The 26065-nt window shown below is 51.9% G+C and carries 26 protein-coding genes; 8 read left to right on the top strand and 18 right to left on the bottom strand.

Annotated features, from left to right (window positions below):
- Positions 1-27 precede the first annotated feature (27 nt).
- Positions 28-1245 carry a multidrug effflux MFS transporter gene (locus IB286_RS03545; RefSeq protein WP_190762460.1) on the top strand — a complete coding sequence of 406 codons (1218 nt, stop codon included), beginning with the start codon at positions 28-30 and terminating at the stop codon, positions 1243-1245.
- A gap of 113 nt (positions 1246-1358) precedes the next feature.
- Here IB286_RS03545 and IB286_RS03550 read toward each other — a convergent pair whose 3' ends face one another.
- Positions 1359-1862: a TIGR00645 family protein gene (locus IB286_RS03550; RefSeq protein WP_190762461.1), complete on the bottom strand. Its 504-nt coding sequence runs from the start codon at positions 1860-1862 to the stop codon at positions 1359-1361.
- 139 nt (positions 1863-2001) lie between these two features.
- Between IB286_RS03550 and IB286_RS03555 the strand changes: the two genes are divergently transcribed.
- A complete protein-coding gene (locus tag IB286_RS03555; RefSeq protein ID WP_223826061.1) occupies positions 2002-3891 on the top strand; it encodes a DUF3604 domain-containing protein in 1890 nt (629 codons plus the stop codon).
- Between the two features lies 1 nt (position 3892).
- Here the strand turns inward: IB286_RS03555 and IB286_RS03560 are convergent, their stop codons facing one another.
- The 5 genes from IB286_RS03560 to IB286_RS03580 form a co-directional block, all read right to left on the bottom strand.
- The gene (locus IB286_RS03560; RefSeq protein WP_190762462.1) at positions 3893-4222 is read right to left on the bottom strand and encodes a type II toxin-antitoxin system RelE/ParE family toxin; all 330 of its coding nucleotides are present in this window, start codon (positions 4220-4222) and stop codon (positions 3893-3895) included.
- Positions 4194-4427: a TA system antitoxin ParD family protein gene (locus tag IB286_RS03565; protein WP_190762463.1), complete on the bottom strand. Its 234-nt coding sequence runs from the start codon at positions 4425-4427 to the stop codon at positions 4194-4196. The genes IB286_RS03560 and IB286_RS03565 overlap by 29 nt, the downstream gene beginning before the upstream one ends.
- 128 nt (positions 4428-4555) lie before the next feature.
- Positions 4556-6841 (bottom strand): TonB-dependent receptor, encoded by a 2286-nt coding sequence (locus tag IB286_RS03570; RefSeq protein ID WP_190762464.1) that lies wholly within the window; start codon positions 6839-6841, stop codon positions 4556-4558.
- A 24-nt stretch (positions 6842-6865) separates the two neighbouring features.
- The gene (locus IB286_RS03575; protein ID WP_190762465.1) at positions 6866-7144 is read right to left on the bottom strand and encodes a hypothetical protein; all 279 of its coding nucleotides are present in this window, start codon (positions 7142-7144) and stop codon (positions 6866-6868) included.
- 12 nt (positions 7145-7156) lie between these two features.
- Complete coding sequence (locus tag IB286_RS03580) at positions 7157-7702, bottom strand: hypothetical protein (RefSeq protein ID WP_190762467.1); 546 nt, start codon at positions 7700-7702, stop codon at positions 7157-7159.
- Between the two features lie 138 nt (positions 7703-7840).
- Between IB286_RS03580 and IB286_RS03585 the strand changes: the two genes are divergently transcribed.
- Positions 7841-8404, top strand: coding sequence for a TetR/AcrR family transcriptional regulator (locus IB286_RS03585; protein ID WP_190762469.1), 564 nt, complete (start codon positions 7841-7843; stop codon positions 8402-8404).
- Positions 8405-8449: 45 nt separating this feature from the next.
- Here the strand turns inward: IB286_RS03585 and IB286_RS03590 are convergent, their stop codons facing one another.
- The 8 genes from IB286_RS03590 to IB286_RS03625 are packed head-to-tail and all read right to left on the bottom strand — an operon-like array spanning position 8450 to position 16754.
- Positions 8450-9820 (bottom strand): cytochrome P450, encoded by a 1371-nt coding sequence (locus IB286_RS03590; protein ID WP_223826062.1) that lies wholly within the window; start codon positions 9818-9820, stop codon positions 8450-8452.
- Between the two features lie 34 nt (positions 9821-9854).
- On the bottom strand, positions 9855-10223 hold the full coding sequence (locus tag IB286_RS03595; protein ID WP_190762473.1) for a DoxX family protein: 369 nt from the start codon (positions 10221-10223) through the stop codon (positions 9855-9857).
- Between the two features lie 2 nt (positions 10224-10225).
- Positions 10226-11776 carry a long-chain-fatty-acid--CoA ligase gene (locus tag IB286_RS03600; protein WP_190762475.1) on the bottom strand — a complete coding sequence of 517 codons (1551 nt, stop codon included), beginning with the start codon at positions 11774-11776 and terminating at the stop codon, positions 10226-10228.
- A gap of 37 nt (positions 11777-11813) precedes the next feature.
- A complete protein-coding gene (locus tag IB286_RS03605; protein WP_190762477.1) occupies positions 11814-12914 on the bottom strand; it encodes an acyl-CoA dehydrogenase family protein in 1101 nt (366 codons plus the stop codon).
- A gap of 10 nt (positions 12915-12924) precedes the next feature.
- The gene (locus IB286_RS03610; protein WP_190762479.1) at positions 12925-14106 is read right to left on the bottom strand and encodes an acyl-CoA dehydrogenase family protein; all 1182 of its coding nucleotides are present in this window, start codon (positions 14104-14106) and stop codon (positions 12925-12927) included.
- 31 nt (positions 14107-14137) lie between these two features.
- A complete protein-coding gene (locus tag IB286_RS03615) occupies positions 14138-14515 on the bottom strand; it encodes a DUF6285 domain-containing protein (RefSeq protein WP_190762481.1) in 378 nt (125 codons plus the stop codon).
- On the bottom strand, positions 14512-15543 hold the full coding sequence (locus IB286_RS03620; RefSeq protein ID WP_190762483.1) for a phosphotransferase family protein: 1032 nt from the start codon (positions 15541-15543) through the stop codon (positions 14512-14514). The genes IB286_RS03615 and IB286_RS03620 overlap by 4 nt, the downstream gene beginning before the upstream one ends.
- On the bottom strand, positions 15543-16754 hold the full coding sequence (locus tag IB286_RS03625; RefSeq protein WP_190762485.1) for an acyl-CoA dehydrogenase family protein: 1212 nt from the start codon (positions 16752-16754) through the stop codon (positions 15543-15545). Before IB286_RS03625 ends, IB286_RS03620 begins: the two co-directional genes overlap by 1 nt.
- 141 nt (positions 16755-16895) lie before the next feature.
- Here IB286_RS03625 and IB286_RS03630 point away from each other — a divergent pair, with 141 nt between their 5' ends.
- The gene (locus IB286_RS03630; protein WP_190762488.1) at positions 16896-17456 is read left to right on the top strand and encodes a VOC family protein; all 561 of its coding nucleotides are present in this window, start codon (positions 16896-16898) and stop codon (positions 17454-17456) included.
- A gap of 35 nt (positions 17457-17491) precedes the next feature.
- Here the strand turns inward: IB286_RS03630 and IB286_RS03635 are convergent, their stop codons facing one another.
- A complete protein-coding gene (locus IB286_RS03635; protein ID WP_190762490.1) occupies positions 17492-17941 on the bottom strand; it encodes a MarR family winged helix-turn-helix transcriptional regulator in 450 nt (149 codons plus the stop codon).
- Positions 17942-18101: 160 nt separating this feature from the next.
- Here IB286_RS03635 and IB286_RS03640 point away from each other — a divergent pair, with 160 nt between their 5' ends.
- A complete protein-coding gene (locus IB286_RS03640) occupies positions 18102-19274 on the top strand; it encodes an alpha/beta hydrolase (RefSeq protein ID WP_190762492.1) in 1173 nt (390 codons plus the stop codon).
- Positions 19275-19328: 54 nt separating this feature from the next.
- On the opposite strand, the gene IB286_RS03645 is transcribed toward IB286_RS03640, so the two are convergent.
- Genes IB286_RS03645 through IB286_RS03655 form a run of 3 tightly spaced genes read right to left on the bottom strand, consistent with a single transcriptional unit; the run spans position 19329 to position 22969 of the window.
- On the bottom strand, positions 19329-19853 hold the full coding sequence (locus tag IB286_RS03645; RefSeq protein ID WP_190762493.1) for a VOC family protein: 525 nt from the start codon (positions 19851-19853) through the stop codon (positions 19329-19331).
- A gap of 15 nt (positions 19854-19868) precedes the next feature.
- On the bottom strand, positions 19869-20504 hold the full coding sequence (locus tag IB286_RS03650) for a carboxymuconolactone decarboxylase family protein (protein WP_190762495.1): 636 nt from the start codon (positions 20502-20504) through the stop codon (positions 19869-19871).
- 53 nt (positions 20505-20557) lie between these two features.
- Positions 20558-22969, bottom strand: coding sequence for a TonB-dependent receptor (locus tag IB286_RS03655; RefSeq protein WP_190762497.1), 2412 nt, complete (start codon positions 22967-22969; stop codon positions 20558-20560).
- Between the two features lie 191 nt (positions 22970-23160).
- On the opposite strand from IB286_RS03655, the gene IB286_RS03660 reads away from it, so the two are divergent.
- Genes IB286_RS03660 through IB286_RS03670 form a run of 3 tightly spaced genes read left to right on the top strand, consistent with a single transcriptional unit; the run spans position 23161 to position 26023 of the window.
- Positions 23161-23889, top strand: coding sequence for a glutathione S-transferase family protein (locus IB286_RS03660; RefSeq protein WP_190762499.1), 729 nt, complete (start codon positions 23161-23163; stop codon positions 23887-23889).
- On the top strand, positions 23886-25106 hold the full coding sequence (locus IB286_RS03665) for a CaiB/BaiF CoA transferase family protein (protein WP_190762501.1): 1221 nt from the start codon (positions 23886-23888) through the stop codon (positions 25104-25106). Before IB286_RS03660 ends, IB286_RS03665 begins: the two co-directional genes overlap by 4 nt.
- Entirely contained in the window at positions 25106-26023 is a 918-nt protein-coding gene (locus tag IB286_RS03670; RefSeq protein WP_190762503.1) for a hydroxymethylglutaryl-CoA lyase, read from the top strand. The genes IB286_RS03665 and IB286_RS03670 overlap by 1 nt, the downstream gene beginning before the upstream one ends.
- The last annotated feature ends 42 nt before the right edge of the window (positions 26024-26065 follow it).

Here is a 26065-nt window from a genome sequence, read left to right on the forward strand (position 1 = left end):
GTTTTCTACGATTTTTGAGTATTTGTTATGAATGCACCGTTGCAAGTAAAACCACCGGTTTTGGGAATGGCTGAATTTGTCGGTTTTCTCGCGGCCTGTATGGCGATCAATGCGCTGGCGATTGATGTGATGTTGCCGGCCCTGCCGGGAATTACCGAAGCTTACGGTTTAGTCGATGCTAATCAGGCGCAATCGGTGGTGGCGGTTTATCTGTTAGGTATGGGCGTTTCCCAACTGTTTTATGGCCCGCTATCGGATAGTTACGGGCGGCGGCCGGTATTGATCTTTGGCCTATTGGTTTTTTCTGTCGCGGGCTTATTGGCTACCTTGTCGAATAGTTTTGTCATGCTGTTGGTATGCCGGTTTATCCAAGGCTTTGGCGGCGGTGCGCCAAGAGTGATTGGTATTTCCTTGGCCCGCGACCGTTTCTCTGGCGTGATTTTGGGTAAGGTCATGTCGCTGAGCATGATGACCTTTATGGCGGTGCCAATTCTGGCGCCTTCGTTGGGGCAGTTGGTATTAATGATTGCTTCTTGGCGCTGGACCTTTGGCGTATTGGTGATTGGCGGTGGTTCGGTTCTGTTGTGGTTGCTACTGCGGCTGCCTGAGTCGCTGCCGGTAGAGAAGCGGCGTCCGCTATCCATTAAGTCAGTTATGGATGGGTTTTGGAGCACGGTTTCCCACCGGCAGACCATGTCGTTTGTGGTGGCGGTCGGTTTGGTTTTTGGTGCGCAAATGGGTTTTATCATCTCCGCGCAGCGCATCTTTGCCGATATTTTTAATGCGGGCGATCACTTCGGCTTGCTGTTTGCCTGCATCGCTTCGGCAATGGCGGTGGCGTCTTTCACCAATTCCCGCCTGGTAGTGCGTTTAGGTATGCAACGTATGGCGGGTATGGCATTGGTGGTGCTGGTGTTGGTCAGCACGACCCACCTTGCGGTGGCACTGCGCGGCGGTGAATCCCTGTGGCTGTTTATTGCTTTGCAGATGGCGACGATGGCGATGTACGGCTTTTTAACCGCGAATCTCAATGCTCTTGCCATTGAACCACTGGGGCATATTGCTGGTACCGCATCTTCCGTGATTGGCCTTTGCACAACCTTGATTGGCGCCGGTGTCGGCTATGTGATTGGCCAAGCCTTTGATGGTAGTTTGGTGCCGTTAACCACCGCAGGACTCATTATTGGAGTGGCCGCAGCGATGCTGATGTTATTTGCCCGCACCGGGGAAGAGCGGGGCTTTTGATCGCGCTGAACTTTTGGCAACCTAGTTCAGCGCATCCAAACGCACCCGCTTAGGTACTCATGCTCTTAGCTACTCACGCTCTTAGCTACTCACGCTCTTAGCTACTCACGCTCTTAATCTACGCCGTGGGATTTGCGGGTGATTTTATCCAGATACCCCATCGCAAACGCCGAGACCACAAAAGTGAGGTGGATAATCACATACCACTTTAGGTATTCGGTATCGACCTTCTCGGTGTTCACAAACACCTTCAAAAGGTGAATGGATGAAATGGCCACAATCGAGGCGGCAACCTTGTTTTTCAGCGTGCCGGAATCCACTTTGCCCAGCCAGCTCAGCTTTTCGCGGCCTTCGTTAATGTCCAGTTGTGAGATGAAGTTTTCATAGCCGCTGAACATCACCATGACCAACAGGCCGCCGACCAGCGCCATATCCACCAGCGACAATACCAGCAGCACCAGATCTGATTCTTTCATTTCAATGATCAGTGGCAGGTAGTGAAAAATCTCCTGAAAGAACTTTATACCCAGCATTAATAACGCCAAGCTGAGGCCAAAATAAATCGGCGCCAAAATCCAGCGGGCACCGTACATCAAATTTTCGATAAAGCGTTCCAAGGTATTCCCCTGTTAAAAAGACAAAACGCTATTTTATAAGATAAAAATATTTCAATGGAGAGGGCGCGGCTTGTTTTTACTATAAGTGTCAATATACTTGACGAATAGAAACGCAATAAAACAATAAAAGAGTGTGTTTATGACTATATCAAAGCGCTTGCTGCGCAAAACGCCTATGGCTATCGCCCTGTCTCTTGGTTTGATGCAGCTAGCTTGTAGTCCGGTTGATGATCCAAGTGTACAGCCGCCATTTAATCCGGCAACTGCGCAGGCGCCGATAAAAAAGGACGTTGTGGCTGCAAACTCTGAGCGCAATCTGCTGTGGGGTGATTTGCATATTCACACCAGCCTGTCGACCGATGGTTTTAAGACTGGAACCCGCGCCTTACCCGAACAGGCGTATATTTTTGCCAAGGGCGGAGAGATCGAACACGCCATGGGCTATGGCATAAAAATTCATCGGCCACTCGACTTTGCCGCAGTGACGGATCACGCCGAGTATTTGGGTGTGCTTCGTCATCAAAATCCCGACTCGCCAATTAAAAAGAAAAGCCTGCGTCAGCGAATGCTGGAAGATGGGCCCTTACAAAATACCCTGATGTTTATCAAAACCATGCGCGGCTACACGGTTAATGTGGAGGGCGGCGGTGATATTGATAAGGTCAGCAGCAAGGCTTGGCAACAGGTGATTGATACCGCCGAGCGGCACAATGACCCCGGCCGATTTACGACCTTTATCGGCTATGAATGGACCTCGATGCCCGACAGTAAAAACCTGCATCGCAATATTATTTTTCGCAACAGTCAGGTTCCCCAAGCTCCGTTTAGCGCCCTGGATTCAGAAGACCCACGCGAGCTGTGGCAGTGGTTGGATGGCATGCGTGAGCAAGGCATAGACTCCCTAGCGATTCCCCATAATGGCAATGCCAGTGGTGGTCGGATGTATGACAGCGTGGCTTTTGATGGCGACAAACTTGACGCCGCGTACGCTGATTTGCGCAATCGCAATGAGCCTGTCAGTGAGATCTTTCAAGGCAAGGGCGCTTCGGAAACCCATCCCGAGCTTTCGCCGGATGATGAGTTTGCCGGCTTTGAACTTTACGATCAGCTATTAGCTACTAGAACCATTAAGTCTGAACCCAAGGGTAGCTATAGCCGCTGGGCGCTGAGAACGGGTCTGAGTTTTCAGCACAATGAAGGATTTAACCCTTTTGAATTTGGCGTGATCGGCAGTAGCGATAGCCATACTGCATCCACGCCCCACGAGGAATTCAATTACAACGGCAAGCTGCCGGTCGTGGATGGTACCGCCGGTTTGCGGCTTGGCAAAAGCGTGCTGCTACCCGATGAATTTTTAGTGGGTAAAAAGTGGAGTTCGGCGGGGTTAGCGGCGGTTTGGGCAGAGGAAAATACCCGCGAGTCGATTTTTAATGCCATTCGCCGCCGGGAAACTTATGCCACCTCTGGGCCGCGTATTTTGCTGCGCTTCTTTGGCGGCTGGGCGTATCCGTCTGATCTATTAGAGCGTGAAGACAGAGTCAGCATTGCCGATAAAAGCGGCGTGCCAATGGGCGGCGTGTTGCCAGCAGTACAGGGCAAGGGCGCTCCTCAGTTTGCGGTCTGGGCAATGAAGGACAGCCTCAGCGGTAATTTGGATCGTATTCAGATCATTAAGGCGTGGGTGGATGCCGGCGGCGAGCCTCACGAGGCGATTTACAATGTGGCCTTATCTGATGGACGTCAGCCCGATGCCGTTACGGGTAAAGTGCCGGCGGTGGGTAATACCGTTGATATTGAAAAAGCCACTTATACCAATACGATTGGCGATACCCAGCTTGCCGCGCTGTGGCAGGACCCGGATTTTGATTCCACATTAAATGCGGTGTATTACGCTCGCGTTATTGAGATTCCAACGCCGCGCTGGTCTACCTATGATGCCGCTCTGCTTCAGGTTGAGGCGCCTGAACCCGCTACGATTCAAGAGCGGGCGGTGAGTTCGGCGATTTGGTATCAGCCAGCGCAACAATAAGCTATTCGCTGATAAATTTAAGATCGGATTTACGTCGACTCTCGGCGTCGCGGTAATAATTTTCGTGGGGGCCAACTTGCAGAAGATGAATTGTTAGCCTCCCTTCATCCCAGTTATAGCCAAGTAGATATTCGGTGGGGCCGCTTTTTGTTTTGTGAACGCGTAAATACTTTAGTGCGCCCTTCTTTTGTTCGCCTATGAGTGGATTGGCAATGATCTCCTCAATAGCATCTTCAATATCTGCTTGAGTCTTTTTATCCAGTTTATTTAATGCCTTAGTAAAGCGAGATGTCTCGTAGACTTCACTTGCGCTTGGCTGTTCTCCGCTCATACCGTGTCACCGCTCCATGGTCTACTTCTGCTTTTGCTAACAAAGCTTCTTCAATGAATGCGAAGCTTAGCTCTGGATTGTCGATTGCGATTTGTCCAACCATAGCCGTGTACTCAATTTGCTTGGGTAGACTGCGATGCGCTGCCGCAGCGCGAATTTTATTCTCTGCAACGAACTCATCGTCGAGGCGTACGCTGGTGGCCATGCTTATACCTCCATTAGTTTTTGGGTGTGTCAATATGACGCATTATGCGACAATTTGTCGCGCACGATCAAGGGCCAAAAAAATGGGAGCGACTAAGGCTCCCATAGGTAAGCGATGTAGCGTTCAGCTTAGAAGCTGACGCTCAGGTCAGCACTGACCATACGCGGTGGCATCAGGAAGCCCATGTGTGAACCTGAGAAGATGGGTAGGTCAGCGGCAAAGCGGCGTACCTTTTTATTCTCAAGGTTCTTCACGTGAACCACAAACTTCCAGCGCTGGTCGGGATCAACAATGCCGGTATGCAGGTTGATCAGACCGTAGTCGCCCTGGGTGTCGATGGGGTCGAGGTCGAGGTCAAAGTACACATCACTGCGCCAAGCGTAATCGGCACCTAAAAACAGTGCGGCGCGATTATCAAAGATCGGATAAGCGACATTACCACCAATGTTCAGGCTGTATTTTGACGAGCGTGGCAGGCGTTCGCCGCTGAGGTCGCAAGTTTCTTCACTCGAGCTGGCGGGGCAGGGGCCTTCTTCAAATTTATCAAACGTGGCATCGGCAATACCTGCGCCGATAAACAGCGAGGTGCCGGCAAAGGGCTGGTAGTTCATGTCGATTTCCAAACCTTGGGTGGTGGTTTGGGCGGCGTTGCTCACCAAGAAACCGTTGCCGATAAAGGCCTGAATTTGCATATCTTTGAACTGGGTGCGATACAGCGCGGTATTCACCACCAGTGCACCTTCCAGTGCGGTTAGCTTATAGCCAAGTTCAAAGGCTTCGGCATATTCTTGACTAAATTCAGCTTCGGAAGCTTCGCGTGCCAGTGGGTTGAAGCCACCTGCTTTAAAGCCCTCGGTGTAAGAGGCGTAGAGCATACCGTCTTCGCCAATAGAGTATTTAACCGACAGCTTGGGCGCCACGTTAGACTCGTCGCGTTTAGCATCCAAGGTGTACTCGGTTACGCCAAATGCCGCTTGCAATAATAAGCCCGTAGAGGAGTAATCCTGATTCAGGTAAACCTCTTTGGTTTCTTGAGACATGCGCAAACCGGCGATAACACTCAGGCGATCAGAGATATGCCAAGTAAACTGCGAAAAGGCAGCCAGTGTAGCGGTAGATAGATCGTACTCCTGTAGTAGCGCATCTGTAGTGAGCGAGAACAGCAGTCCATCAACCGGGCTCAATAGGGGGTTGGAAAGCAGGCCTTCCAGTCCGAGCAAGGGGCCAATTAAGCCCGATAGCGGCCCTTCAGGCAGCATTCGCAGGTCGCCTTGTTGTCCTTTCTCAGACCAAAAGCCAAACAGACCGATCAGGTATTCAAAATCGCCGGGGCCAGAGGTTAAGCGCAGCTCAACCATTTGTTGTTCGTAGTCAAAATCGCGCTTCCAGTCGGCGATAGGGGCCGAGGCAGTATCCGCATCCAGATACAGGTATTCCTGACTTTCGGCCTGGCTGGCAATCAGGGTGATGGTGCTCTCGCCGATATCCCAGTTAACTTCGAGGTTCGTTACCTCGGTGTCGTTGTCATTATAGTTATCGGAGTTGGTGTGGCTCTGATAGTTGAATTCCGCTTCCAGAGTCGGGTCAAAACGGCCGTGTACCAGAGCGGCGGTATCGTCGAGAACAAAGGGTTCCCAGCCTTGGCCTTTATCGGCGGAGCGGCCTTGGTAGTAAGTAAAAACGGCGTTTAGGCTGTCGGTAATATCGACTAGCAGCTTGGCCCGAATCCCCTCTTTATCAACGGATTTTTCATCCTCATCTCGGCGGCTATTGTAAACAAAGCCATCTTGTTCGGAGCGAGTGGCGGCAATACGCAGGGCCATGCGTTCATTCAACAGCGGAATGTTGACCATCGCATCGTATTTTTTGGCGTTGTATTCACCGCCGGAAACCGTGGCTGAAATTTCAAATTCATTACTGGGTTTGGCGGTAGTGACGCTGATGGCGCCGGCAACCGTGTTCTTACCAAACAGAGTCCCTTGCGGGCCTTTAAGTAATTCAACGCGATCCAAGTCGAGGAAGGCATCTTGCAGGAAGGCGGTTTTGCCGTAGTAAATGCCATCTACATAGAAACCGACTGATTGCTCCATGCCGTCGTTAATCGGTGAGTTTAATCCGCGCATACCCACCTGCACGTAGCCGGGGGTCATATTAATGTCGGTATTTGGTGCGGTTGCTGCCACATCTTCAAAGTTTTCAATGGCGGAATTTTTCATCTGCTCACCGCCTAATACTTGTACTGAGAGCGGAACATCCTGAATCGACTCAGCACGTTTTTGCGCGGTAACAATCACTTCTTCAATGTAAGCGCGTTTGGCTTTTTTCTGCGGTGCTTGCTCGTTATTGGCCTCTTGAGCATGAACACTAGCGATTGCGCTTGCTAGAAAAATACTGGGGAGAATTATTTTTTTCATGATCCCTGTTTCCCTTGTGAATTATTATTTTTTGAAATTAACGAGACGTTTCATTTGCCATTGAGCATAAACAGCAAAAAAGACCGCAATACCTACAGCAGTTAGCATTCTTTCAATGCTGAAGGCGTTTGGGTCGCCGGCATAGTTAGCGCGTACCAAGGCAATCGCTGGAGTGATAACGAACAGAAAATACAGCGACATTAGAATGGATATAGTCCGAAGTCGTTTGACTGTCACGTTTAGCTCGCGGTTTATCTGCGCATTTGACTGATCGTTTTTCGAGGGCGAGGCGGAAGCGTTCATCTAAAAGTCCTCTTAAGCGGGTTTGGCGGTGGCAAGGTAAAGAACGGTGATGCCCGCCATTGAAATAACGGGGGTGGTCACGGTTAAAAACCAAATATGCATCTGGGTCAGCTTTTCATAGCGTGGAGAATCCAGTGCATCTACCCCTTCTTTTAAGCGCGCTTTGCGCTTGTTACCGCCAAAGTGAGATAGCCAGTAATCGAAAATCTCGATCGGAATAAACACCAGAATAACCAGTGCCAGTTTGATCACCAACCAATCGTTGTGCACGCCCCAACCGCCGATCATAAGCAGCAGCACACCGGTGACTAACACAAAGGGAAAGGCAACGTGCTCAATCACCACGCCTTCGTCAAAGCGCTCTAGCGCTTCGTTGCGTTTGCGCAAAAGTTCTGGGCTGTTCGGGTCTAAAAACCACTGGCGCAGTACGGGAACGACATAGTTGATATAGGCGACAGAGGTACTCCACAGCCACATAGTGGCAAAGAGTAAATGTATAAATTTGACCTGTGCGTAATAGGGGCCGAGGTGTTCGGCCACAAAATTCACGATAGACATGGTGAATCGACTCTCTGAGTTGCTAAACATTATTGTTGTGATTAAGCTAAACAAACCATACCGTTTGGTATGGTTTGTTGTCAACTAGGTTTACATTAATTCACTATGCCAAAAACAAGCGAAAAAGCGGCGGGCCGATTGTCCGATCGTGACTTTATTAACGAAGCCTTTGAAATCATTGCTGAATCAGGCAGTTACGATGGCCTGACGATTGATAATCTGTGTACCCGCTTAAATGTCTCTAAGGGAAGTTTTTACTGGCATTTCAAAGGCCGGGCAGGGTTGATTGAGGCGGTGGTGGGCGCGTGGTCTGGCCGTCTCCACGAAAATATCTACAGCGATATAGACGCGCAAACCGGGGGCGAACCCGAGCTGGGCATTGCGCAGGTTATTGAGGTGTGGAGCAACAGTAATATTTCTCGCATCGACCGGGTGATGCGGAATCTTGCGTGTAAGGATGAGAATGTCCAGCAGGCGGTGGCGCAGGCAGACCAGCTCTTGCTGGGCTTCCTGAAATCCAAATTGATTGGCATCGGTTTGGCGAGTGACGAGGCCCAACGCTGGGCGCGTTTATTAATTGCTATTGGTATTGCTCAGCCCCAGCTTGCGCATTTGCCAATGCCGGGAACCGAGCTGGAAGAGCGACTATGGATGTTTGAAACACTGATGCCAAAGTCGCTCAGAGATGCGCTGATTCGTTAACGCTTTTTTGCTAAAAAAATCGGATTAACGTTACGAACGCAGTAGTTAATCTCTTTTCTTTAGAACGATGGGCAGGCCATCGGTGGGGAAGGAGATGGGCACGGCGTTGTACTTCATGTTGTAGCCGGGTTTGACCTCAATACGGTAATCGCGCAGCAGGGCAAACAGGAACAGTTTCACCTGAATCTCGGCAAAGTTTAGTCCCAAACACTTATGACTACCGCCACCAAAGGGCAGCCACTGGTAGAAGTGTTTTTTATGCTCGGCGCGTTCGGGCGAGAAGCGATCGGGATCAAACTTGGTCGGTTCGGTCCAGTACTCTTCCATATAGTGGGTGTACAGCGGTGAAATACCAATTGCGGTATTGCGCGGGATTTTAAAACCGCCCATTTCAATGTCTTTGGTCACCCGGCGCGGAATCACCGGCACCGGTGGATACATGCGCAGCGCTTCTTGGAACGCCAGTGAGGTCTTGTCGAAGGTGTTCAGGTCGTTAAAGTCGGGGGCGTCTTTGCTCAGCGCTTTATATTCTTCGTGCAGAATATCCTGCCATTCTGGATTTTTCGCCAGCGCATAAACCATCGAGCACAGGGTGCTGGTGGTGGTGTCGTGGGCGGCAAACAGCAAGAAAATAATGTGGTCGCGCACATCTTCGTCGCTGAGGTAATTGCCGTCTTCGTCGCGGGCGTGACAGAACTGCGAGAAGAAGTCGGCGCTTTCCACTTTGCGCTTTTCAGCGATCTGGCTTTCGGCAAATTCCACCAGTGTTTTACGACCCTGTAAGCCGCGATACCACATGGTGCCGGGGATGGGCAGTTTTACTACCGCAAGCGAAGCTTCCATGCAGTGTAAAAAGCCTTTGTTGATCTTGTCGGCGTCGGCGCCCATTTCAACGCCCATAAAGACCTGTGCCGCCACATCTAGCAGTAGCGATTTAATCTCGTCTTTAAAGCCGAATACCTTGTCTTTAGGGAAGTCAGCGACACCCTGTTGCAGGCGTGGCAGCATTACATCGATATAGCCAATCAGGCTTTCTTTTTTAAATGCGGCCTGCAGTATTTTGCGGTGGAATTTATGCTCGTCAAAATCTCGCAGCATCAAACCGTTGGGGAATAGGTGATCCAGCAGCGGATCCCAAGCCAGTTTATTGGAAAAGGCTTTGTCAGAATTTTTGAGAACGATCTCGTTATATTCAGGGCCAAGAGCCGCCAGTGTAGTTTGAAGTAGCGCATTGCTGCGAAACAGCTTGCCGTGTTGCTTGGCTTTTTTCTGCACTAGCGTCAGGTAGTCTTTTAGAAACGGAACCGTATCCCCAAGAATAGGGAGCTGGCCGGTGTCGCCGGGAATATGTTCTAGCGAGGCTTTGCCAACGGGTGCCTTGGGTAAGCCCAAATGCAGTGATTGTTCGGCGGTCATTTTAGTCTCCATCTGCTCGCAAGTCGGGCAGGGTTTAAGCAATAAGGGCGTTGAGTGAATCCAGTTGCGAGCTGGCCAGCCACAGGCACAGCGCAGCAATAATCAGTACCCCAATGCCATAACTGGCGGGGCGCTTTATAAAATTAATTGCGGCTGCACCGAGCATGGTGCAGAACAATACCAGCGCGCCGAGTGCGGTGGCCGCCGGATAAAAAAATCCGGCGATCAACAGGCTGATGGCAATGATTTCTGCGCTGGCAGCAACATAAGCCAGCCAGTAGGGGTATTCGAATTTTTCAAATTCTTCCACCATATGGGGATGGCGGATGAATTTAAAAATCGCCGCAATGCCAAACAGCACAATAAACAGCAGTTGCAGTATTAGCATTCCCATCGTGGCCATGCTCAGATCGCGTATTTATCAGCAAACAGCGCGCGCAGATCTTTTTTCAGAATCTTGCCGCTGGGGTTGCGTGGCAGACCGGGTACATATTCCAGTTTGCGTGGAATTTTAAAGCCGGCCAGTTTTGTACGGCAGAAGGCTTCCAATTCCTCAGCGGTGATTTGCGCGTGTTCGCCAGAAACCAGAACCGCCAGTGGCACTTCGCCCCATTTTTCATCGGGAATGCCTATAACCGCGACGTCTTGAATCTGCGGGTGCGACATCAGGTGATTTTCAATTTCAATCGGGTAGATGTTCTCGCCGCCGGAGATAATCATGTCTTTAACGCGGTCTTTGATGAATACATAACCTTCTTCATTCATCAGGCCGGCATCACCGGTATACAGCCAGCCATCAACAATGGTTTTGGCGGTGGCTTCGGGATTGTTCCAATAGCCCTGCATGATTTGTGGGCCGTGCGCGATAATTTCGCCAATTTCGCCGCGCGGAACTTCATTGCCTTCATCGTCGACAATTTTAATTTGAGTACCGGCAACGGCGCGGCCGCAGGAGCGCAGCAATTCAGGTTGTGTGTTTAACGCTTTAAGGTGATCGGCGGCGGTTAAGAAGCACAGCGCCATGGTCGCTTCGGTTTGGCCATAGCCCTGTACGAAGTCGCAGCCAAAGGCGTCCATGCAATCGCGCAACAGGCTCTCGGGAATGGGTGATGCGCCGTAGTTAATGGTGTGCAGATCAGAGAAATCATATTCCTTGATATTGGGGACCATCATCATCGAGAACTGCAGCATAACGGGAATCACCGCTACGGTATTGATCTTCTCCTTTGACAGAGTTTCGATCATGCCGACCGGGTCGTAGTCGCGGTGAATAATCAGCGATGAACCGTAGATAACGCCCATTAATGAGCCCACCAAACCCACGGCATGGAAATTGGGGGCAATGATCAGTGAGCGTTCACCGGCGCGGGTCCAAACGCCGCTGCTTAGTGGTGCTTGGTAAGTATTGATCATCACATTGCCGTGGCTGATCAGAACCCCTTTGGGGCGGCCGGTGGTGCCGCTGGTATACATATGGAACAGAATATCTTCTGGCATCACTGAGACGGGCTTCAGTTCACCGGCGCTGCTCAACCAGCTCTCGAAGGATTTGGCGTTGGCGGCGTCACCGTCTAAACAGACATTGGGTGTAGACAGCAGATGGGGGCCGCGCAGCTCGGCAAATTCGTTGTCAAAGCACAACAGTTTGACTTGGGCGTCTGAGGCAATGAATTCAATTTCGTCGAGGCTAAGGCGGTAGTTCAGGCCCACTGCCACCGCGCCGATACGGGCGCTAGCCAAGAAGAAGCAAAAATTATCGACAGAGTTTTTGGCCAGAATACCGACGCGGTCGCCTTTGCTAATACCTTCAGCTTGTAAGCCCGCCGCAATCTTGTCGACAAAGGCTTGGGCCTCTGCATAGTTCACGGTTTTTTTACTGTCGCTGGCAAGCATCAAATCGCCGCGCATTCCCGCATGGTAGTCCAGATATTCACACAGGTTGTTAAACAGGTTCATAGTCCACTCCGGTCAGTAATTATTGCTATTTTTGAATTTATGCGACGCTATCATAGCGTAACTGGCAGTAGCGACGACGCTGAATATCGGCATTGCCGAAGCTGGCGTCGATCATCATGATACGGCGTAAATAACGGCCGATCGGCATCTCTTCACTAACACCCATGCCGCCGTGAAGTTGTACGGCTTCCTCGGCCAGTTGTCGCGATTTTTTACCTACCAGCGCTTTGAGTGCGGCAACGATCATTGGCAGATTGGCGTCTTTATCCAGTACGGCGCACTGGGCGCGTAAAATCATGGCGCGGGTCATTTCAGCGTGGGTAAACATATCCACCATGCGATGTTGCAAGGCTTGGAATGAACCAATGGCAACGCCAAATTGCTTGCGGCCACGGGTGTATTCCACAGTGGTTTTCAGCAGGGCATCCATGGCGCCCTGCGCTTCTGCGGCTAGGGCAATAATGCTTTCATTCATCACCATTTGCAGCGCGTTTGCCGCGCCGCCTTCTGGAAATAGGCAAGCTGAGGCAGGCAGTTTCACTTCATTAAACGCCAGATTCTGAACTTGGGTCTCGTCCATTAGCGCCAGAATTTGTTTTTGCAAATCGGTGTGGTCCGCACTGACTACAAAGGCGTTGAGCGAATCCGCGTTAGTGCCGGTTTGAGCAATTACGATGATGCTGTTGGCGGCGGGGTTGTCGACCAATACTTTGCGACCGCTCAGTGTCCAGCCTTCACTGGTTTTTTCCGCTTTGCAGTTCAGGTTTTCAAGAGTGTCGGCGTAGCTGTTTTCAAACAGTGCCACGCTGCATTGCTGTTCGCCGGCGAGCAGGGCGCTTAGCAGTGATTCGCGAATATCGCTGGCGGGGGCGGATTCAAGAAGTTTGCCGGCCAATAACGTGCTGCTTAAAAACGGGCTGTTAATATTGTTGCGGCCCATGGCTTCGGTAAGCATGCAGGATTCAATAATACTGCTGCCGTAGCCGCCAACGTCTTCGCTGAATGGCATGGCCAGCCAGCCCAGTTCGGCAAACTCGGCCCACATTTCGGCAGGGTTTTTGTCTTCAGGGCAATCGGCAAAGTAGCGATCGACACTGGTCTTTAGCATTTCCTGATCTTGGTTCAATGTAAAATCCATGGTCTTCCCCTTACAGTCCCAAGCCGACTTTGGCGATGATATTTTTTTGTACTTCGTTGCTGCCGCCATAGATGGTTGCTGCACGGCCAAACATGTATTCGCGGCGAATCTGGTGCGATTGAGTTAGGTACTCACTAGGTGCAATGCCCGTTGTGCCCGGCTCGGTTACACCGGCAAAGCCGCCAGTCACATCCCAGCGCAGTTTTTGCAGGGCCTGTTGCAACTCGGTGCCGACCAGTTTCAACAGTGAGGATTCCATGCCGGGCGCCTTGCCCTTGTCCAGCTTGTTGAGCACCGACAGTTCTAGGTATTCCAGCGCCATCAGGTCTATTTCAATATCAGCCAGTCGCGCCTTAATGTCGTCTGAGCTGCTCAGACCAAAACCGCTGTGGCTGCCTTGCATCAGTTGTTCAATATCTCGCACCATGCGCTTGCAGTAGGCCACGCCAGAGAGCGCTGTGCGCTCGTAATTGAGCAGGGCTTTGGCATACTCCCAGCCTTTGTTCTCGTCGCCAATGCGGTTTTCAACAGGCACGCGAACATTGTCGAGATGCACTTCGTTGAGGTGGTGGTCGCCATCAATAGAGATAATCGGGCTGACGCTAATGCCGGCTGATTTCATATCAATCAGCAGGAAGCTGATGCTCTGTTGCGCGCGGCCTTCGGTGGCAGTTTTAACAAGACAGAACATCCAGTCGGCGTACTGGGCGTAGGTTGTCCAGATTTTGCTGCCGCTCACGACATAGTGATCGCCGTCGAGTACCGCGCGGGTTTTTAATGCCGCTAAATCGGAGCCTGCGCCGGGTTCGGAATAACCCTGACACCACCAAATGTCGGAGCGTTTGGTGATTGGCAGGAAGCGGGCTTTTTGTTCATCGCTGCCGTAGCTATAAAGCACCGGTGCCACCATTTTGATGCCCATTGGCATAACATCTGGTGCGCCTGCTGCCGCTAATTCGCTGCTGTAAATATACTTTTGAGTGGCGGTCCAAGGGCAGCCGCCGTGTTCAACGGGCCAGCCGTTTGCCGCCCAGCCTTGATTGTCGAGCAGCTTTTGCCATTCGATGGTGGCTTCTTTAAATGTGCTGGGCTCGTGAATGCGCGCGGCAAGTTCAGGGGTAAAGTGAGTGCTGAGAAAGTTGCGCACTTCAGCCTGAAAGGCGAGTTCCTCTGGGGAAAATTTTGCGTGCATGGCGTAGTCCTGTCTGTCAGTTGTTATTGGTTTAGCTGTCTGAGCCAGTGAGTGCGCGATACGTTGAGTAGCGCGGATTATCAATGGCCATTTTCTTTAAGCTGATTTGTTTTAGTGCGCTGATAAGTTGTGGATTAAGCGCATCTATTTGCTGTTCCTGAATCGCTTTGGAAACGGCGGCATTGGCATCGCCTTTATGATCCTCAACAAAACCGGAAAGCAGGTCTTGTTCCAGCGCGTTGAGTTCGCTGGCCTGTTCGCATTCGCGGCTCAGAATGCCAAGCGCATTAATGGCGACTTTCATGCGGTAAGCTACGGCCTTATCTGAAATTAAGGGGCTGACTTCGTCTTTGAGAAACTCGCTAATCGCTTCAATTAATTGGGTGTTGCTGGGGTAGAACTGGCTCATTGCGGCTCTCCCTGATGTTGGCTGGCCTGTTCGAGCAGGGCGATAATATCCAACTCGCATTCAGAAACACGGCGACCAATCGCCGCGCGTTCAACAGAGCGCTGGGCACCGCTGAGATGGACTTCGCATTGATAGAGGCACAATACGCCCCATTTCAATACGCCGAATAATTCCCAGTAGTTCACTCGCGCGGGGTCAACTTTCAGGCCTGACGCTTGCTCATAGGCGCTAAATAATTGCTCGCGAGTACCAAAGCCGCCTACCGGTTTGTCACGCTGGCCAAAGCGCCAAGAGTTTACGCACAGCCAGCCGAGATCTTCCATTGGGTCGCCGATATGAGACAGCTCCCAATCCAGTACGCCGCTCAGGCCGTTTTCATCAACAAGGATATTGCCGTTGCGAAAATCGCCGTGAACCAAGGTCAGTTCAGCCTCAAATTGATGCTGACTTAAATATTGAAAAGCGGCATCAAAGACCGGCAGCGGCATGCCAAAGCGCTGGTAGCTCTGCTGGTAAAAATCGAGTTGCGCTTTGGCGTCTTGCACCGGTAAGTGGCTCAACTCTGAACGCGGTACGGCGTGTATTTGGGCTAGCGCCTCGCCGCATTGTGCAGCCAGTTTTTCTCTAGCAGCACTGAGGGTTGGGTCGCGCAGAATTTTCGGCGGCAGCGATTCGCCGTCGATGCACTCCATCACAAAGCCTTCGCCCAATCCGTGGCCGGGTTGCAGAATGCCTAGAATACGTGGGGCAATGACACCTACAGCCACGGCAGCATTAATAACGATGGCTTCATCGGCTTTCTTTAGTGCGCCAGCAAACTGATCCGCATCGATGCCGCTGCGCAAAATCAGGGTTTGCGATTGGCCACCATAGCTGGCTTGAAAACGCCATGTTTGGGCAGCGGCGCCAGCGGTCAGTTGTTGCAGCTGACTGATCTCTACCGCTTCGCCGACAAATTCAGCAATGGTGGTGCTCAGTTTATTCTGCAAGGCACTAAGCGCGATTTCGGCGTCGTGTAATTCGGCCATTAGGCGCCCCACTCGGAGTCGCGTTCGCCAAAGTCCCAGCCGCGTCCGTCGCTGTCTTTAAAGCGTTTCAATACCTGTTTGGCAACGGATTGAATATGCACCTCATCTGGGCCGTCATAAATACGGGCTTCGCGAGCGTGGCGATACATACGGCTCAGCGGCGTGTCATCGGTCAGGCCGGCGGCGCCGTGAACTTGAATGGCACGATCAATAACATTGTGCAGCATACGGGCGCCAACCACTTTGATCAGGCCAATTTCTACTCGACCCGGATCGCCACTGTCGATGCAGCGCGCCGCGTGCAGGGTGAGCTGACGGCAGGCCTGAATTTCTGACAGGCTGTCGAAGACATGTTGTTGCATCAATTGCTTGTCGGCCAGTGAGCCACCAAAAGCGCTGCGTTTATGCAGGCGTTCACACATCAGATCGAAGGCCCGTTGTGCCTGTCCCAGCCAGCGCATCGCGTGGAAGATACGGCCGGGGCCGAGGCGGCGTTGGGCAATTAGAAAGCCTTCGCCACGGGCGCCGAGCAGGTTTTCTTCGGGAACCGTAATATTGTCGTACAGCACTTCAAAGTGGCCAGTGTGCAGGCCGAGCACCGGGGTGTCGCGCTGAATTTGATAGCCGGGGTGGTCGGTGGGTACCAGAATCATGCTGAACGCCGAGTGATCCGGTGCATCGGGTTCGGTGCGGCACATAATGGTGGTATAGGCGGCAACGTCTGCGCCGGTGGTAAACCATTTACGGCCATTGATATGCCACTGGCCATCTTTAAGCGCCGCACTGGTTTGCAGCTGGGTGGGGTCAGAGCTGGCAATATCCGGTTCGGTCATGGCAAAGCTGGGGGCAATTTCACCGGCTACCAGTGGCTTCAGATATTTTTCACGCTGGGCCGGAGAGGCATTTTGATTCAGCATGATTGAGTCTTGCAGGGTGTAAGTACCAAACACCAGTTGCCCGAATTCAGAGCGGCCAATCACCTCGTTGATGTAAACATAGTCGAGGAAGGGCATACCCTGACCGCCGATTTCTACCGGATGGCCTACCGCCCACAAGCCGGCATCTTTGGCTTCGCGTACTAATGATTTTAATTTTTCGCGGGCTTTGACTTTATCGTCGCCCTGCAGGATCGGCTCAGCGGGGTAGATTCGCTGTTCCAGAAATTCTTTCATTTCGCGTCTTACGGACTGCCAGTCGCGTATATCGGCCATTGTTATTCTCCCCGTTTTTTTAAGGTGTATTCCGACCCACCAATCAAACCAAGCTGGCGCATTATTGTCAAGATTGTTGACTTGTTTTGCGATGAGGATTAGCGTTTATTAACAATAAATAATTTCAATTAAGGACTCCCTATGAATGCATCGCTTAAATCCCTCACTAATATTCACCATGCTGCCTATCGCTGCCGCGATGCGGAGCAGACCCGCTGGTTTTACGAGGATATTCTCGGTTTGAAACTTGCTGCCGCGTTCGAAGAAAATCACGACTTTGGCGAAGGTTTTAAGCGCCATTTCCTGCATATTTTCTTTGAAATGGGCGACGGTAATTACATTGCCTTCTTCGACGAGCCGGGGGTATCCAAGCCTGAAGACTTCAAACGCAAAGACAGCTTTGATATGCACCTCGCCTTTGAGGTGGAGAATCTTGAGGCGGTGTTGGCGTGGCAGAAACACATAAATGATCAGGGCAAAACCTGTTTGGGCCCGATTGATCACGGCTTTGTAAAGTCAGTGTATATGTACGATCCCAACGGTATTCAGATTGAAATTACCTGCCGCGCAGAAAACAGTGACCAAGTGATGGCCGAGATGGGGGTTGGTGCGCGCGGCGCTTTGGCCAAGTGGACGGAAAGCAGCCGGGCGAAGAAAGAAGAAGTCTTTGGTGTGGCGGCAATAGATAAGCGGGCGGGGTAAGCCCGCTTTCTTTTGAAAGGCTAAGGAGTTGGCGATTAAGGCTTAACGGTCACAATTTTACCCCAGTCCATGCCGAGGGTTTTCTTCAAAATTTTGAATTCGGTGGCGCCAATACGCTTGCTCAATTCTTTTTCGATGCCGGCTACGATTTTGGCGGCGTCGGTACGCAGTTGATCTGCCTTGGGGGAAAACTGAACCGTTTTGGCGCGGCGGTCGTTGGGGTCGGCGGCCAGTTCAACAATCCCTTCTTCTTTCATGCCTTGAATCAACTGGTGAATCGCCTGACGGCTAACGCCAATGCTACGGGCCAAATCGGCTGGGCGATTAACCCCGGCGCTGATGAGAACCATCAGCATGGAGCGGGTGCGGGTGACCCGATCCCAGCCCGCAGCTTCTAGGCTGGCTTGTAGTGATTCATCAACCCAGTACAGGGCGTAGGCCAAGGTGCCGATCAGGGCGTTTTTATCGTCGTTAACTTTCTTCATTGCTTCTTTTATCGGTTTTTCAGGCGTTTCTTTTTCGGCGCCTATTTTCGTTTACATGGGCACTTTTTGGAAGTGTAATATATTGTAAAGAATATTGACAATTTTAAAGTGTGTTGTACCGTTGTAATCCTAGTACTAAAAATAAAAAAGGCGAAAACTGATGGGCGATGGCAGCAAATCCTACGAACGCATTCCGTATTTAATTTTTTATCAGGATAAAAGTCCTTTTAAAGAAACCTATGCCGGGCCGCTGGATTACGGCGCCTTAAAAGCGCATCACCTCAAGCCCGCACAGCCCAAAAGCAATAATGTCATTTTATTTATGCACCCCATTGGCGGTGGTGAATATTTGCCGATGGTGGTGGCTTTGGCGAAGGCGGGATTCCCGGTGATTTATTGTCAGAGCCGCTACGCCGGTAATGACAGCGCCTTGATTATGGAGAAGGTAGCCATCGACATGGCTAACTGTATTCGCCATGCCAAGGCTGAGTTTGGCTACGAGAATGTGATTCTTGCGGCGTGGAGTGGGGGCGGTTCACTGTCCTTGTTTTATCAAAGCCAGGCGGAAAACCCGACTATTACCGAAACCCCTGCGGGAGACTCGGTGGATTTAACCATTCAGGGCTTGATTCCCGCCGATGGCATTATGGTGTTGGCGGCCCATGTGAGCCGTGCTCATACCTTAACCGAGTGGTTGGATGCGTCGATCCTCGATGAGTCTAATCCGGATAACAAAGATCCGGAATTGGATTTATACAATCCCAACAACCCGAATCAGCCGCCGTATAGTGAGGAGTTTTTGCAGCGTTATCGCGCCGCGCAGATTGCTCGAAATCGCAAGATTAGCGCTTGGGCAAAAGCAAAGCTGGAAGGCCTCAAGGCCAAAGGTCGCCCTAATGATGAATTTGGTTTTGTGGTGCATGGCACGATGGCTGATCCGCGCTGGCTTGATCCCAGCGTTGATCCCAACGACCGCCGCGAAAACTGGTGTTTTCTGGGTGACCCGCAAGTGGTGAATAACGGCCCGGTGGGTTTGGCGCGGTTTTCTACCCTGCGCAGCTGGTTGTCGCAGTGGAGTTATGACGATTCCAATGCCGACGGAGTCGCCGCTGCGGCTAAAGTGTCAGTGCCGGTGATGGTAGTTGGCAATAGTGCGGATGATGCTTGTACGCCCAGCCACACCCATCGCCTGTTCAATGCGGTACGCCATGAGGATAAGGAGTTGCACGAAATTAAAGGCGCGACCCACTACTACTTTGGCCAGCCTGAACAGCTTAAAGAGGCGGTGGCCTTATGTGCGGATTGGTTGGGCCGGAAAGGTTTTGTGGATTGAGATTATTTATTGAAAATAAAAAAGGCTCCGCAGGGAGCCTTTTTTGAATCCGGATTAATTACTTGGCGCGTGAAACTTCACTTTGCCCGGTGAATCCGAGATTGGCACATCGTTGCTAGACAGCGCCTTCAGCGCAAACTCGCGATCTTCCTGAGTGAAGGCGCCAGTGGTTAGGCAGAATTCAACCAAGTTGTCGTTGGGGTCTTTGGTGTAGATGGAGTAGCACCAGTCGTGATCCACTTCCATTACGGCCAGGCCCGCATCCAGCCACTGCTGACGGCGCTTGTCGATACCTTCCATTGAGTCAATATCGAAGGAAATGTGGTTAATCATATCCGGCACGCCAGCGGCGCGAGAGATATTGGTTTCCACGGTGTCGCCGCCGGGAACGTCGTGCATTTCCCAGAAGGCAATAAATTTTGAATCGTCTTCCATGCGGTAGAAGAAGTGTTTGGCCCAGCCGCCATCGGGGACTTTGGCGATCTCTACTTTGACCAGCTCAAACTGCATGACGCCTTCGTAAAACTCATGGATGGCCTTCATATCCTTGGCGGCCAGTGCTAAGTGATGGTATCCCATTTCAATCTCTCCAGTTTATTGCTTGTCGACCATGCTCATAACGTCATTGCTGGCGCCTTCTGGGGCCGCAATTTCCACCACGCGCTCATCCACATCGTCGTATTCGAGGCGCAGGGCGCGGCTCATTACGGCGTGCATCATGTAGGTACAGGTAATGTAAGTCAGCTCGAGTATTTCTTCGTCTGACAGGTGTTTTTTCAGGGTTTCAAATACGCCGTCTGAAACGCGGCCGCGTTGCAGTACCAGCTCATCGGTGTAGGCCAAAACAGCGCGCTGAATTTCAGTCCAGCAGTCGGCAACCTGCCAGTGAGGAATCGCCTCGATCTGCTCTTCGGTCATGCCGACATCGCGACAGGCCTTGCAGTGCTGTGAAAATACAAACTGAGAACCGACGGTGAAGCCGGCGCGAATCTGACCGAGTTCGCGCAGAATCGGACAAATTTTGCGATTGGGTGAGCGGTAAAAAACAAAGCCGTCGGTGGTGTGCTGAAACGCATCGGGCACAATGTTAAACACGGTCCACCAGTTGCCGGGGGTGCCGGTGGCGGTGCCGGGTTCTTTGATGGGGTCGCGGTCGCCAAACAGCATATTAAAAATAGCATCAGCGTAGGGGTTTTTGGCTTCGCGGCCAGCTTCTTTCAATCTGGGCATCGTATTAATCCTTTATCTAAAATGTATGTTCGGCTTATTTAGTCTGTTAGTGATTACCAGTTGTACATCAGCGAGGCGAACACTTTGCGCTGTGATTTCTGGCGAGAGTTATAGCTGCCGGGGAAGAACACGGTATCAATAGTCTGGCCGGAGATTTTCTCGTCGGTCAGGTTGCTGCCGCCGACGCTGATTACCCAACCTTGTTCCAGTGACGCCAAGCTAAACCGCGCAGAAATCGTGGTATAGCCGGGCAGGAACGTGGCGGGGTCGAGATCGCCATCGGTGTACTGGTCACCTTGATACAGGAAGTCGACACTGGTTGAGGCCGCCAGACCAAACAGCGGGAATTGCAGATTAGGTGTCAGGCTCGCCGTCTGTTTTGGCGCCAGTGAGATGCGACGGTTGCTCAAATCCTGCTTGGCGGTATTACCTTGGGCAATGGGCGCTGGTGCATCGGGGTAATCTTCATAGCGTGCATCCAGCAGGCCGACAGAGCCGGATACTTGCAGAATAGGCAGTGGCGTCAACCAAGTGAAATCCAGCTCGACACCATCGGAGATCGCCGAGGCGGCATTGGTCACATCAAAGAACGCGCCGTTAAAGGCCAGTACCTGCAGATCGTCGAAATAGGTGCGATAAGCTACCGCATTCAGACGCAGGGTGTTGTTGAAGAATTCGCCTTTCAAGCCGCCTTCAATCGTGGTGGCATTTTCGGGTTCGAAATTCAGGTCTTCACCACCAAACGAAGAGGCGTTGAAACCACCGCTTTTAAAACCGCGTGAATAGGTAACAAACAGGTTGGTGTCATTATTGATGTAGTACTGCACGGAAAGTTTAGGTGACAGGTCGGTTTCGGTGCGCTCAAGATTGGGTTCGTTGTAGTTCTCGGCGCTGAGTGCAGTACCCATGATACAGGGCAGGCTAAGTGCGGCTTGGGCGCAGCTAGCTTGGCCAGAGGCGACACCGTTTTTCTTCTCTTTGCTGTAGCGCAGGCCGGGGGTGATCACCCAGTGCTCATCCAGATACCAGCTAAATTGACCAAACAGCGCGCCGGCTTCAACGTCTAGCAGGTAGTCCAGCACATAGCGGTCGTCGCCAATGACGGCAGAGGTCAAGGTGGCAATAGGCAGGCCAGCCAAGTTCAGCGCGCCGAGCAGGCCGCCGGTGTTCAGTGAAGAATTACCGCTGGCCAATTGCAGTACGTCGTCGGTGGTCAGATAAGCCCCAAGGTCGTCGCCGGCAATAATCTGGGTTTGTTGTGCGAAATTAGATTGGAACAAAAACGCACCGGCAACAAAGTCCAGGCGTTCGCCAAGGCCGAACAAGCCTTCCGAGCTACCGCTAAAACGCCATTCAAACGATTGCTGCTCGTATTGCGAGGCAACGGTCAGGCGGCCTAAATCGGCTGGAGACGTGTCGAGGTCAACCAAGCTGTCGAGATTCAATTCGGTGTCGGCAACAACGATAGTCGAGGTCAACTCATCCACGGCGCCCACTTTGCCGATATACCAGTCCATTTTGGCAGACAGGGTTTGTGAATCTTTCGTGATAAAACCCGGTTGGTCGTAAGACGTGCGATGATTGTACGGATCATCCTCAATATTGGGGTCGTAGTTCTGCAGGAAGGCGCGAGTGCCGTCATCCAGATTCTGTAGTTGCAGGCCCCAGTAATTAGCACTGGTTTCACCAACAACACCGAGCAGCTCCACCGAAATATTCTCGGTTGGTGTGAGATCAATTTTCAGGCGCTGGGCGTCTTGCTCATGTTTGTCGTCGTAGCGATCCAGAAACTGGTTGTAGAGCTGACCTTCTTTGTCGATATCCATGGCGGAAAAACGCACCGCCATCCAGTCGGTAATCGCGCCACCGACGGCACCCTCAAGGCGAATTTCGTCTGGGTCAGATTGGGTAGCTTGAACAAAACCGGAAAATTCTTCGGTTGGGCTTTGGGTGGTAACGTTAAATACCCCGGCTACTGTGTTCTTGCCGAACAGGGTGCCCTGTGGGCCGCGCAGAACTTCCACCCGGGCAACGTCAAAAATCGCCTCGTTGTAATAAGAGGGGCGAGCAAAAAACACTTCGTCTTGCACAAAACCCACCGAGCTTTCAAAGGCGGCGTTCAGCGGGTTGGAACCGAAACCCCGAATATTGATCTGTGCCAGTGCCGGGTCAGTGTCTGAGGAAAAGCGCACATTGGGAATGTAGGGGGCAATGTCTTGCAAGCCTGCGCCGCCAAGATCGCGCATCATGTCGCCGCTTACGGCGGTTAGCGAGATGGGGACGTCTTGCGATGATTGCTCTACTTTTTGGGCGCTAACAATGACTTCTTCCAGCGCGCGGGTTGCCTGCTTTGGTTCAACTTGTTCTTCGCTGAGTTTCTCGGTCTGGGAGTAGGCGATATTGCTGCCCAGTGCTACGGCTAAAACCAATGGGCGCAGATGCCAACGGGGTGTCGAGCGGGTCATGGAAGGCTCCAAAATATTATTATGGGTGGAAAAATTTATAATTAGTAAACTTACTTTACAATTTTTGGGGATTTGGTCAAGTTAAATTTGGTCGATTTTGTCGCCGGTCGTGGTTTTGCAAAATGCATCTCAGGCTGGACAAGCAGAAAATTATTATGTCAATATTGTTGACATTATTGAGGAGGCCAAAAATGATAAAACTCCATACCGTACCCACCCCCAACGGTCACAAGATCTCTATCGCGCTGGAAGAACTGGGCGAAGAGTACGAGGTGATTCCCTACGACATCAGCATTGGCGACCAATTCAAGCCGGAGCTGTTGGCGTTAAACCCAAACAACAAGCTGCCGGTCATGGTGGACGAGTCTCCTGTTGATGGCGGCGAGCCTGTGGTGATCTTTGAGACCGGCGCGATTCTGGTCTATCTTGCTGAAAAACACGGCAAGCTGATTTCATCGGATTTGCGCCAGCGCTTTCGGCAGATGCAGTGGCTGATGTTTCAAGTCGCCAGTGTGGGCCCCCTGCAAGGTCAAGCCCACCACTATGTGCGCTACTCCAAAGTGAAGCAGGACTACGCCCAAGAGCGCTACCTGAATGAAACTCGCCGCCAGTGTCAGGTGATGGAGTCCCAATTATCCCAGCACGATTATCTTGCCGGTGATGACTATTCCATCGCCGATATCGCCTGCTGGCCGTGGATGCGAGCCTTGCCGCTGATCGATGTGCATCTGCAAAAAGATTACCCGGCCACGTTTGCGTGGTTTGAGCGGGTGGCGGCGCGCCCTGCGGTGGAGCGCGGCAAAGATGTGATCAATGGCTGGGTGTACAAACTGCCCCCCAATTTCTATATGGAGCTGGACGAGAAAACCTGGTCATACTCCTTTGGTGAAGAACAATACAAACAACGGCAAAGAACATGATTTCAGTTTCTACATCGACGAATAAGCCGCTGGCGGGTATCCGCGTTCTAGATTTAACCCATATGCTGTCTGGGCCTTACTGCACCATGACGCTGGCAGATTTGGGCGCGGATATGATCAAGATCGAGCCGCTCAAAGGTGAGGGTACGCGGGCGCTGTTGGCCAAAGATCCCAAGCATTCCATTGAGGGGATGGGCGCCTACTTTCTAACGCTTAACCGCAATAAGCGCACGATGTGTGTGGATTTGAAGTCGGAAGCCGGGCTGGCCGTATTTTACGATATGGTCCGCAACGCCGATGTGGTGATCAATAATTTTGCCGCTGGTGTGCCTGCCAAACTCAAAATTGATTACGCCCACCTCAGCGAAATTAATCCGCAAATTATTACCTGCTCAATTACCGGCTTTGGCGAAAGTGGCCCCGGTTCATCTCGCCCGGCTTTTGATCAAGTCGCGCAGGCCTACGGCGGCGGTATGTCGATTACCGGTTCTGATAAAGCTAATCCGACCCGCGCCGGTATTCCTATTGGTGACTTGGGTGGCGGTATGTTCGGTATTATTGGCGTGCTCACCGCCATTATCGAACGCCAGCGCTCAGGTAAGGGGCAGCATGTCGATATCTCCATGTTGGATGTGCAAATTTCCCTGCTGAACTATATGGCGACTATGCACTTTCTCTCGGGTGAAGATCCCGAGCCGATTGGCAATAGCCACTTTGTGCATGTGCCCTATAACAGCTATCCCACCAGTGATGGCCATATTGTTATTGCCGTTATAACGGATAATTTTTGGGGCAATATTAAAACCATGCTCAACTGCCCGGAGCTGGACAAGCCTGAATTTGATTATCAGCCGGGCCGACTTGCCAGCAAGGCGATGATCGATGAAACCATCGGCAATATTCTAAAAACCGATACCACCGAAGCGTGGATGGCAAAGCTTAATGAGTTGCGAATTCCCGCCGCGCCGGTCAATAGCTTTAGTCGCGCATTGAACGATCCGCAAGTGAATCACCGCAATATGGTGGTAGAGCTGACTCATCCCAATGGGCAAACCACCAAAGGGCCGGGTTGTCCGGTAAAACTCTCGCGCAGCAATGAAGAGAGTTTCACACCGGCGCCGTTGCTTGGGCAGGACACTAACGCATTGTTGACCGAGGTATTGGGTTACTCCGAGCAGCGCATTGCCGAGCTGAAAAATGAAGGGGCGGTAGGCTGATGGCCGAGCGCGTAATTATCAATGATGTTGGCCCGCGTGATGGCCTGCAAAATCAGGCGGTCATTCTCGATCTTGAGCAGCGCCGCGCACTGATTAACGCACTGGTTGACGCAGGGTTAACCCATATTGAAATAGGCTCCTTTGTCTCGCCTAAAGCGGTGCCTGCCATGGCGGGCACTGGCGAGCTGGCGGCGCACTTGCCCAAGCAGTCAAAAAGCGGCGAGCCATTTCAGTTCTCCGCTTTGATTCCTAATCAGAAAGGTTATGAGTTGGCGATGGCTGCCGGCGTGCGCGATGTCAGCATGGTGGTGGCGGCCAGCAATACCATGAATCAGCGCAACATTAACTTGAGCACCGATCAGGCCATGACGGTGAGCAAGGCCGTGTTTGAGCAGGGCCGGGAGCAGGGCGCCAATACCCTCGCCTATATTGCCACCGCGTGGGAATGTCCCTATGAAGGCTTGGTAGATGAATCGGTAGTGATTCGGCTGGCGGGTGAATTATTCGAGGCCGGCGCCAGCGAAATTATTCTGGCTGACACCATTGGTGCGGCTTGTCCGGGGCAGGTCAGTTCACTGCTGAAAAAGCTCGCGGCCGAATATGATTTATCCAAATTCTCCTGCCATTTTCACGATACTCGCGGCATGGGCGTGGCCGATGTTTTCGCAGCCTTGGAAATGGGTATTCGCAAATTCGACGCCTCCATCGGCGGGCTAGGCGGCTGTCCTTTCGCGCCGGGTGCAACCGGCAATGTCGCCACCGAAGACGTGGTGTTGATGCTGCACCAAATGGGTTTTGACACCGGCATTGATATGCGCGGTTTGCTCGCGGCGGTGGATTTAGCCTCGAGCTATGTGGGCCGAGAGCTAGGCGGTAACAGCATTAACTGGATTCGCCGTAATATCGATAAGCTCTAACGGCAGAGCGGTCGAAATATGGCTATTTAGCCATATGCTTGC

The sequence above is a fragment of the Spongiibacter pelagi genome, from assembly GCF_014705705.1.
GTDB classification, from domain to species: domain Bacteria; phylum Pseudomonadota; class Gammaproteobacteria; order Pseudomonadales; family Spongiibacteraceae; genus Spongiibacter; species Spongiibacter pelagi.

Bases quoted from the DNA above. Each gene is read 5' to 3' on its own strand.
- IB286_RS03545 (WP_190762460.1), top strand. From the start codon at position 28: ATGAATGCACCGTTGCAAGTAAAACCACCGGTTTTGGGAATGGCTGAA.
- IB286_RS03555 (WP_223826061.1), top strand. From the start codon at position 2,002: ATGACTATATCAAAGCGCTTGCTGCGCAAAACGCCTATGGCTATCGCC.
- IB286_RS03560 (WP_190762462.1), bottom strand. From the start codon at position 4,222: ATGAGCGGAGAACAGCCAAGCGCAAGTGAAGTCTACGAGACATCTCGC.
- IB286_RS03565 (WP_190762463.1), bottom strand. From the start codon at position 4,427: ATGGCCACCAGCGTACGCCTCGACGATGAGTTCGTTGCAGAGAATAAA.
- IB286_RS03570 (WP_190762464.1), bottom strand. From the start codon at position 6,841: ATGAAAAAAATAATTCTCCCCAGTATTTTTCTAGCAAGCGCAATCGCT.
- IB286_RS03575 (WP_190762465.1), bottom strand. From the start codon at position 7,144: ATGAACGCTTCCGCCTCGCCCTCGAAAAACGATCAGTCAAATGCGCAG.
- IB286_RS03580 (WP_190762467.1), bottom strand. From the start codon at position 7,702: ATGTCTATCGTGAATTTTGTGGCCGAACACCTCGGCCCCTATTACGCA.
- IB286_RS03590 (WP_223826062.1), bottom strand. From the start codon at position 9,820: ATGACCGCCGAACAATCACTGCATTTGGGCTTACCCAAGGCACCCGTT.
- IB286_RS03595 (WP_190762473.1), bottom strand. From the start codon at position 10,223: ATGGCCACGATGGGAATGCTAATACTGCAACTGCTGTTTATTGTGCTG.
- IB286_RS03600 (WP_190762475.1), bottom strand. From the start codon at position 11,776: ATGAACCTGTTTAACAACCTGTGTGAATATCTGGACTACCATGCGGGA.
- IB286_RS03605 (WP_190762477.1), bottom strand. From the start codon at position 12,914: ATGGATTTTACATTGAACCAAGATCAGGAAATGCTAAAGACCAGTGTC.
- IB286_RS03610 (WP_190762479.1), bottom strand. From the start codon at position 14,106: ATGCACGCAAAATTTTCCCCAGAGGAACTCGCCTTTCAGGCTGAAGTG.
- IB286_RS03615 (WP_190762481.1), bottom strand. From the start codon at position 14,515: ATGAGCCAGTTCTACCCCAGCAACACCCAATTAATTGAAGCGATTAGC.
- IB286_RS03620 (WP_190762483.1), bottom strand. From the start codon at position 15,543: ATGGCCGAATTACACGACGCCGAAATCGCGCTTAGTGCCTTGCAGAAT.
- IB286_RS03625 (WP_190762485.1), bottom strand. From the start codon at position 16,754: ATGGCCGATATACGCGACTGGCAGTCCGTAAGACGCGAAATGAAAGAA.
- IB286_RS03630 (WP_190762488.1), top strand. From the start codon at position 16,896: ATGAATGCATCGCTTAAATCCCTCACTAATATTCACCATGCTGCCTAT.
- IB286_RS03635 (WP_190762490.1), bottom strand. From the start codon at position 17,941: ATGAAGAAAGTTAACGACGATAAAAACGCCCTGATCGGCACCTTGGCC.
- IB286_RS03640 (WP_190762492.1), top strand. From the start codon at position 18,102: ATGGGCGATGGCAGCAAATCCTACGAACGCATTCCGTATTTAATTTTT.
- IB286_RS03645 (WP_190762493.1), bottom strand. From the start codon at position 19,853: ATGGGATACCATCACTTAGCACTGGCCGCCAAGGATATGAAGGCCATC.
- IB286_RS03650 (WP_190762495.1), bottom strand. From the start codon at position 20,504: ATGCCCAGATTGAAAGAAGCTGGCCGCGAAGCCAAAAACCCCTACGCT.
- IB286_RS03655 (WP_190762497.1), bottom strand. From the start codon at position 22,969: ATGACCCGCTCGACACCCCGTTGGCATCTGCGCCCATTGGTTTTAGCC.
- IB286_RS03660 (WP_190762499.1), top strand. From the start codon at position 23,161: ATGATAAAACTCCATACCGTACCCACCCCCAACGGTCACAAGATCTCT.
- IB286_RS03665 (WP_190762501.1), top strand. From the start codon at position 23,886: ATGATTTCAGTTTCTACATCGACGAATAAGCCGCTGGCGGGTATCCGC.
- IB286_RS03670 (WP_190762503.1), top strand. From the start codon at position 25,106: ATGGCCGAGCGCGTAATTATCAATGATGTTGGCCCGCGTGATGGCCTG.